Source organism: Micromonospora echinofusca, from assembly GCF_017614955.1.
Classification (GTDB): domain Bacteria; phylum Actinomycetota; class Actinomycetes; order Mycobacteriales; family Micromonosporaceae; genus Micromonospora; species Micromonospora echinofusca_A.
Genome location: NZ_WVUH01000340.1, coordinates 1 through 7,597 on the forward strand (window position 1 = coordinate 1; position 7,597 = coordinate 7,597).

Annotated in this window: 6 protein-coding genes and 3 pseudogenes; 2 read left to right on the forward strand and 7 right to left on the reverse strand. The window is 72.1% G+C overall.

Annotated features, from left to right (window positions below; translation table 11 throughout):
• The 3 pseudogenes from dnaG to GSF22_RS35860 all read right to left on the reverse strand — a co-directional run.
• A pseudogene (gene dnaG / locus GSF22_RS35850) lies at positions 1 to 1,340 on the reverse strand (DNA primase); the annotation flags it as partial.
• A 231-nt stretch (positions 1,341 to 1,571) separates the two neighbouring features.
• Positions 1,572 to 2,300, reverse strand: a pseudogene (locus GSF22_RS35855) (LAGLIDADG family homing endonuclease); the annotation flags it as partial.
• Positions 2,301 to 2,318: 18 nt separating this feature from the next.
• Positions 2,319 to 2,528, reverse strand: a pseudogene (locus GSF22_RS35860) (CHC2 zinc finger domain-containing protein); the annotation flags it as partial.
• A gap of 176 nt (positions 2,529 to 2,704) precedes the next feature.
• Between GSF22_RS35860 and GSF22_RS27650 the strand changes: the two are divergent.
• Positions 2,705 to 3,409, forward strand: a complete 705-nt coding sequence (locus tag GSF22_RS27650) for a hypothetical protein (protein WP_208816670.1) — start codon at positions 2,705 to 2,707, stop codon at positions 3,407 to 3,409.
• A gap of 24 nt (positions 3,410 to 3,433) precedes the next feature.
• On the opposite strand, the gene GSF22_RS27655 is transcribed toward GSF22_RS27650, so the two are convergent.
• The 4 genes from GSF22_RS27655 to GSF22_RS27670 all read right to left on the reverse strand — a co-directional run bounded on the left by GSF22_RS27655 (position 3,434) and on the right by GSF22_RS27670 (position 6,844).
• Entirely contained in the window at positions 3,434 to 4,270 is an 837-nt protein-coding gene (locus GSF22_RS27655) for a M23 family metallopeptidase (RefSeq protein ID WP_208816671.1), read from the reverse strand.
• 112 nt (positions 4,271 to 4,382) lie between these two features.
• Positions 4,383 to 5,219 carry a siderophore-interacting protein gene (locus GSF22_RS27660; RefSeq protein ID WP_208816672.1) on the reverse strand — a complete coding sequence of 279 codons (837 nt, stop codon included), beginning with the start codon at positions 5,217 to 5,219 and terminating at the stop codon, positions 4,383 to 4,385.
• Between the two features lie 4 nt (positions 5,220 to 5,223).
• Complete coding sequence (locus tag GSF22_RS27665) at positions 5,224 to 6,480, reverse strand: deoxyguanosinetriphosphate triphosphohydrolase (RefSeq protein WP_208816673.1); 1,257 nt, start codon at positions 6,478 to 6,480, stop codon at positions 5,224 to 5,226.
• Between the two features lie 13 nt (positions 6,481 to 6,493).
• Positions 6,494 to 6,844 carry a VOC family protein gene (locus GSF22_RS27670; protein WP_208816674.1) on the reverse strand — a complete coding sequence of 117 codons (351 nt, stop codon included), beginning with the start codon at positions 6,842 to 6,844 and terminating at the stop codon, positions 6,494 to 6,496.
• Positions 6,845 to 7,143: 299 nt separating this feature from the next.
• Here GSF22_RS27670 and GSF22_RS27675 point away from each other — a divergent pair.
• Positions 7,144 to 7,597 (forward strand): roadblock/LC7 domain-containing protein (locus tag GSF22_RS27675; protein WP_208816675.1); only part of this gene is annotated, 454 nt, incomplete at its 3' end.

Here is a 7,597-nt window from a genome sequence, read left to right on the forward strand (position 1 = left end):
GCCTCCCGCACCGCGACGTGCACCGGATGCCGGTACTCCCCGGCGGCGATCGCGTCGAACATCGGCCCGGCCAGCACCGGCACCTGGAGGGCCAGCTTCAGCGCCTCCCGCTCCACCATGGACTGCGGGCTGTCCCCGGCGGCGGGTGCCGCCCGGCCCGGTCGGGCCGGGGCCGGCGCCTGACCCGACGGGTCACCGGCGGCGAGCACCGCCCGCTGCACCGGCTCGATCTCCATGCCCAGGTCACCGGCGAGCTTGCGGACGTACTCGGGACGTTTCTCCCGGTCCTTGATCCGGGCGACCAGTGGCGCGGCCCGGCGCATCGCCTCCACCCGGCCGTCGACGGTGTCCAGGTCGAACCGGCTGATCACCTGCCGCAACGCGAAGTCGACCAGCGGCTCCCGGCGGGCGACCAGGTCCCGGACCGCCAGGTCCCCCTTGGCCAGCCGCAGCTCGCACGGGTCCATGTTGTCCGGACTGACGGCGATGAAGGTACGCCCGACGAAGCGCTGGTCCTCCTCGAAGGCCCGCAGCGCCGCCTTCTGTCCGGCCGCGTCCCCGTCGAAGGTGAAGATGATCTCGCCGGCCACCTGGTCGGTGTCGAGCAGCAACCGGCGCAGTACGCCGATGTGGTCGGCGCCGAAGGCGGTGCCGCAGGTCGCCACGGCGGTCGGTACGCCGGCCAGGTGACAGGCCATCACGTCGGTGTACCCCTCGACGATGACCGCCCGGCCCTGCTTGGCGATCTCCCGCTTGGCCTGGTCGATGCCGTAGAGGACGTGCGACTTCTTGTAGATCGGGGTCTCGGGGGTGTTCAGGTACTTCGGACCGTCGTCGTCGTCGAAGAGCTTGCGGGCCCCGAAGCCGATCATGTCACCGGTGAGGTCCCGGATCGGCCAGAGCAGCCGGCGCCGGAACCGGTCGATCAGGGTGCCGTTGCGCGACTCCCGGGCCAGTCCGGCGGTGACCAGCTCCGGCGCGGTGAACCCGCGTTGCCGCAGGTGCTTGGTGAGCAGGTCCCAGGCGTCCGGGGCGTACCCGCAGCCGTAGCGTTCGGCGGCGGCCCGGTCGAAGCCCCGTTGGGCGAGGAACTCCCGGGCCGGTCGGGCGCCGGGGCCGGCGAGCTGACCGGCGTAGAACTCGGCGGCGGCGACGTGCGCGGCCACCAGCCGCTGCTTCTGGCCCTGCTGCGGTCGGGTCCGGGGGGCGGTACCGGTCTCGAGGTAGCGCAGCTGGATGCCGGCCCGGTCGGCGAGCCGCTCCACCGACTCGACGAAGGTCAGGTGCTCGGCGTCCATCAGGAACTTGATCGCGTCTCCGCCCTGGCCACACCCGTGACAGTTTCCGGTGAGGATGTTGTCCTCCAGGACGAAGGCGTGGGTGCCCTCGACCACGGGACAGAAGACCTCCTCGACGTGGCCGTGGTCCTCGATCCGCTCGACGACCCAACCGCGCCGTTCGGAGGACTTGCGGTGGCCGAGGAACCGGCGGCGGTGCTCGGAGAGGAGGAAGAACTCCTCCAGCAGGTCCGAGCCCATCAGGGTGAGCCGGTAGATCGGACCGGTACAGCCCAGTTCACCGTCGGGCCGCTGGTAGTCCTTGAACCCGGTACGGGTGTACTCGCGGATACCGTACGTACCGACACCGATCCGGGTACAGAGGTCGCGTACGTACTCCAGGTGCTCGCGTTTGCTGGAGTTCAGCGAGATACAGCCGTCCGCCGCGACGTCGCCATCTGCCGCGAAGTAGCCGGCCAACCATCCGTAGAGGTAGGAGAGTGACTCGTCGAGCGAGGGCAACTCGGTCTTGAAGTAGGCCGGAAGGTTCGTCACCACCAAGGCGTTGTGCCGCTCGTAGGTGTGACTGAGCGGGAACCATTTGAGCAGTTCCGCGTCCTTGCCACCGTAGAGCAGAGCGACACTGCCCTGGTTGAACAGGGTCCCGTCACCGAAAACGATGCCACGGGCGACGCCGAAGGGGGACGGCCGCAGCTCGTGGCCGCCGTCTCGGGTGGTCAACGACCGGGTGAAGGTGTAGGCCAGTCGATCGCCTGTCCGCAACTGCTCGGTGGTTCGCTCGCTCCGCCCGGTCCGTCGGCTGCCGCTCCGCACGAACCACCGGTGGTTGGCGGTGGCCCGGATGGTCTTCTTCTGGCCGTTCCGACTGAGGTGCACCTCAAGGGTGCGCTGCTCGCCGAAGGAGTGGAAAGGCGCTTCCACCCAACGACCGCCGGTGGTCAGGACTGTGTGCCGGCCACCGGCCAGCTCCCGGATCTCGCGCACACCTGACCGGGTGAGCACCCTGGTGTCGCCAGCCAGACAGAAATAGACATTCCGGGCAGGCGCCACGGTGAACGAGGGCGTCTTCTCGTCGTGGAACGGGCAGAGCCCCTTGAGGTTGCCGCCGCCGGCCGACTTCAGGGTCACCGTCTCGGAGATGATCTCCGCGATCGAGGTGCGCTCCCGGACCAGCGTGATGTCCTCGTCCCGGATCCGCCCGGCCATTGCGCCACCCCCTCCGGCGTACATCCTGCCCTGCCCCGGAACACCGTAAGGAAGGGCCCCCTATTAACGTTTCCGGTAGAGGAGGGGCCCCCGCTCAACACCTGCGGATCGTGGCCGGCGCCCACTTGCCGATCTTGGCTAGGCTCGTGGCTCGGCGCGCGCCGGAGATCCCCGGTCGCCGCAGACCGGGAGGGACCACCGTGGCCGACGAACCGGATGTCGCGCTCACCGTTGCGCTGGCCGAGTACGAACACGTCCGGGAGGCGAGCCGGGCGATCCACGACCAGTCGGTGGCGCGGTTCAACTTCTTCCTCGCCGTGGCGTCCGCCTCGACCGCCGTGTCGGCCGCGCTGATCACCGCCAACGGTCCGGGTGAGCGGGTACGCCTGGCCACCGTGGTGGGGCTGGGGGTGCTGGTCCTGCTGCTCGGGGTGGCGGTGTTCGCCCGGCTGGTGGAGCTGAACGACCGGGGTCGGCGGTACGCGGTGGCCGCGACCGCGCTACGCACCTATCTGACCCGCCGGGCCCCGGATCTGGCGCCGTTCATGCTGATGCCGACGCTGGACGATCCGGGGCCGTTCACGCCGGAACCGTTCCGCCGGCACTGGTTCCGGGACGCGGTGGGGCTGCCCGGCACCGTCGGGCTGGTCAACAGTGCGGTGGTGGCGAGCGCCGCCGCGCTGGGCGTGGCGGCATCCCGCCCCGGCTGGGTCGGCGCGCTGGTGGGCGTCGGGTTGCTCGCCGGGTCCGTGGCGGCGCACCTGACGGTGGTACGGCGGCGGGTGGCCCGCTCCGCCCGTCAGGTGGGGGTGGTGCTGGACCGACGCCCCCCGTTGCAGCCGGCCGCAGACGCGCTCGGGCCGGCCGGCACCGTCCCGCTTCCCGACGCCAGACGGCGGGGCTGACGCACCCACCGGTAACCGGCCCGGTCAGTCCCAACGGTCCTGGTTGAGGAACTTCGCGAAGCCACGCCAGGAGTTGGGGCCCATCACGCCGTCGATCGGGCCGGTGTACCCCCACCGGGAGGCGAGCCGCTGCACCGCCATCCAGGTGTACTTGCCGGGGACTCCGTCGATCGGGCCGGTGTAGCCGTACTCGCGCATCTCCCGTTGCAGGGCGGCGTACGTGTTGACGCCCGGGTAGCCGTCGATCGGGCCGGCGTAGCCCTGCTCGATCCGCAGCCAGTTCTGCGCCCGCATCCACATGACCGGGCCGGGTACCCCGTCGTACTCGGTAGTGGTCTTGGGCAGGCCGCTGCCGAGCCCGGCGAGGTAGACCAGCGGGTCGATCCGTACCCCCGAGGGGTTGATCATGTGCCAGTGCACGTGCGGACCGGTGGACGAGCCGGAGCCGTCCGACCCGGCGGCGCCACCGGAGTACCCGACGACGGTGCCGGCGGCGACCGAGGTGCCGTTGGCGAACCGGAACGAGGACAGGTGCATGTACTGCGTCCGGTAGCCGTTCGGGTGGTAGATGGTGACGGTGTGCCCGCCGGTGCCGTTGTACGGGATGTTCTGGATGGTCCCGCTGCCACAGGCCGGCAGGCCGGTGCCGACCGACATCGGGTAGTCGATGCCGCCGAGCGAGCCCCGGTTGAGGTGGTCCTGCCAGCCGGAGGAGATCGCGTAGGCGCGGAACGGATTGTAGAAACCGGAGGCGTGCGCCGGGGCGGCCGAGGCCAGTCCCCCGCCGACCGTCACGGCGCCTGCGACGGCGGCACCCCGGAACAGTGTCCGCCGCCCGATGCCCGGGCTGTTCTCGCCCATCCGTACCCCCTTGTCCCCGGTCTCCCTCGGGGGTGACCGATCAACTGTCGACAATGCGACGACGGCGTCACGCTATCGACAGCTATCGAAAGACTCAAGGGTGCTGGCCGCTTCAGGCCCTGGCGGTGGCCGCTTCCTCCGCCGCTTCCACCTGACGGTTCCACTCGGCCTTGACGGCGCGCCAGCCCTCGTCGTCCACGCCGTGCCGCCAGTAGCCGGAGATGGAGAGCCGCTCGCGCGGCACCCCCCGCTCGACCCGCAGCAGGTGCCGCAGTTCCTTGACGAACCCGGCCTCGCCGTGGACGAAGGCGTGCACGTCACCGGCCGGGAAGTCGAGGGCGCGGACGGCGTCGACGAGGGCCGCGCCGACCGGGCGGTCGCTCCGGTGCAGCCAGACGATCTCGGCAGCCGCCTCGGTGCTCAACTCCTGCTCGTCGGTCGGGTCGGAGACCTCGACGAAGACCCGGGCCGGCGCGCCGGCCGGTACCCGGGCCAGCGACGCGGCGATGGCCGGCAGGGCGCTCTCGTCGCCGACCAGCAGGTGCCAGTCGGCCGTCGGGCTCGGCGCGTACGCCCCACCGGGACCGGTGAAGAGCACGTGGTCACCGGGGCGCAGGGCGGCGGCCCACGGCCCGGCGAGCCCCTCGTCGCCGTGGTGCACCACGTCGACGGTCAACTCCCCCGTCCCGGCGTCCCAGTTCCGCACGGTGTAGGCCCGCAGCCGGGGCCACTGCTCGCGCGGGTACTCGCGGCGGATGGTGCCGAGGTCGACCGGATCGGGGTACTCGACCCCGGCCGGCGGGAAGAGGAACTTGATGTAGTGGTCGGTGTACTCGCCGGCCGGGAAGCCGGCCAGGCTGTCGCCGCCCAGCACCAGGCGCACCAGGTGCGGGGTGGGCCGTCCGGTGCGCAGAACCCGCGCCCGGGTCACTCTCTTCTCGCTCGCCACCCGGTTAGGTTAACCTAAATTCCGACCCGGGCGACCGGCCGGTCAGCCGGGCATGCCACGTGACCGCCGCCGGGTCGGTCAGCGAGGCCACCTGGTCGATCACCACCCGCAGCCGGGCGGCATCGTCCGGGGCGGCCCGCCACAGCGGCGCGAAGACCGGATCGAGTGTCTCCGGCGCGCCCGCCACCAGCGCGTGCACCAGGCCGGTGAGGATCTCGTGCTGCCGGGCGTACCGGCCGGCCGAGCCGGGTCGGCGCATCACGTACCGCAGCGCGATGCCCTTGAGCAGGGCGCACTGGGCCCGGACCGGCCCGGGCACCAGCAGGTCGGCGTCGTACCGGCGCAGCGGGCCGGGTCCGTACCGGGCGCGGGTGGCGGTGACCGCCGCCCCGACGAACCGTCCGGTGAGGACACTGGTGCTCGACTTGAGGGCCGCCTGGGCACGGTGGCTGCCGTCGTACCCGGCCAGGGGCTCCAGCACCGGGTCGGCGAGCAGGTCGAGCAGCAGGGCGCCGAGGTCGTCGGCGGACTCGGTGGAGTAGACGGCTGCCACGTCGGCGCAGAGCGCCGCCCGTTCGTCCGGGTCGTCGCGCAACGGCCGGAGGCTGAGATACCCGCCGTGGATGCCGTCCTCCACGTCGTGCACCGAGTACGCGACGTCGTCGGCCCAGTCCATGACCTGCGCCTCCAGGCAGCGCCGGTCGTCCGGTGCGCCCCGGCGCAGCCAGTCGAAGACCGGCCGGTCGTCCGGGTACACGCCGAACTTGCGCTGGCCGGGCCGGCGCGGCCAGGGGTACTTGGCGGTGGCGTCGAGCGCGGCGCGGGTGAGGTTCAGCCCGGCGGACGCGCCGTCCGGCCCGACCACCTTGGCCTCCAGGCGGGTGAGTACGCGCAGCGTCTGCGCGTTGCCCTCGAACCCGCCGCACGGCTGGGCCAGCCCGTCGAGGGTGGCCTCGCCGTTGTGCCCGAAGGGCGGGTGCCCGAGATCGTGCGCCAGCCCGGCGGTGTCCACCAGGTCCGGGTCGCAGCCGAGCCGGGCGCCCATCTCCCGGGCGATCTGGGCCACCTCCAGGGAGTGGGTGAGCCGGGTACGCAGGAAGTCGTCGGTACCGGCGGTGTGCACCTGGGTCTTGGCGGCGAGCCGGCGGAACGCCGCCGAGTGCAGTACCCGGGCCCGGTCCCGCTGGTACGGGGTACGGCCGGAGCCGGCGTCCTTCGGCGGTTCCGGTACCCGGCGCCGCACGTCGTCCCCGCTGCTCAACCGTCCACCCGGTTCAACCGCGCTGCCGCAGGACGCAGAACTCGTTGCCCTCCGGGTCGGCGAGCACCGTCCACTCGACCTCGCCCTGGTCGACGTCGACGTGCCGGGCGCCCATGTTCACCAGGCGTTCCACCTCGGCCTCCTGGTCGAGCGGGCGCAGGTCGATGTGGAGCCGGTTCTTGGTCTGCTTGGCCTCCCGGGCCGGCACGAAGACCAGGCCGGGCAGGTGGTCGCCGGACTGCCGGATCTCCACCTCGTCCGGACGCTCGTCGACGATCTGGTAGTCGAGGACCTCGGCCCACCACCGGGCCAGCCGCGCGGGATCCCGGGAGTCGATGGTCAGGTTCTCCCAGACGCTGCTCATCAGCGGATCCTCCGTGGGTCGAGACATCGGTGTGCGGCGAAGCCCAGGTTACGCCCGGGTGACCGGAACCGCCCGGTCGGCGATCCCGCCGGGACTGCCTGCGACCGGCCGGTTCCGTTGCGCAACAGCACACGCAACCACCGATCAGTCGAGAGTTGCTGACCGATTGCCGATGGCCGCAGGGCTCGCGCCACCCGATGGCCCGGGGTAGCGTGCCGGAAGCGGAACGTGACATGCCGGCACCGGGCTGACTCCACCGCCGGCGAAGCCCCTGTGCGGCACGGCTAAGGAGACCCCTCGTGGATGCGGACGCGGCCATCACCCTCGAACTGCACCGGTTTCGGCAGCGGCGCCCGGAGCTGACCGGCGTCCTGCTGGCCAGCCGGGACGGGCTGCTGGTCGCCAGTGACCTGCCGACCACCGAGGCGGCGCACGTGGCCGCCCTCGCCGCAGCCAGCGCCGGCCTCGGGCACCGGTTCGCGGAGACGCTGTGGCAGGGCCCCATGCGGGAGTACGTGGTCCGGGCCGCCACGGGTTGCGTGGTCACCTATCCGGCCGGCCGGTACGCGCTGCTGACGCTGCTGACCCCGGCGGCGACGGACCTCGACCTGCTGCGCGCCGAGGCGTACGCGGTGGCCGAGCGGGCCGGCGCGGTGTTCGACGCGCGCTGGGCCGACGACCACCACGACCGGCCGCTGCGCCGGGTGGACCCGGGGGCTCCGCTGGCCACCCGGACCCCGATGGCCCTGTCTC

Excerpts from the sequence above, each read along its gene's own strand:
- GSF22_RS27655 (WP_208816671.1), bottom strand. The coding sequence starts at position 4,270 with ATGGGCGAGAACAGCCCGGGCATCGGGCGGCGGACACTGTTCCGGGGT.
- GSF22_RS27670 (WP_208816674.1), bottom strand. The coding sequence starts at position 6,844 with ATGAGCAGCGTCTGGGAGAACCTGACCATCGACTCCCGGGATCCCGCG.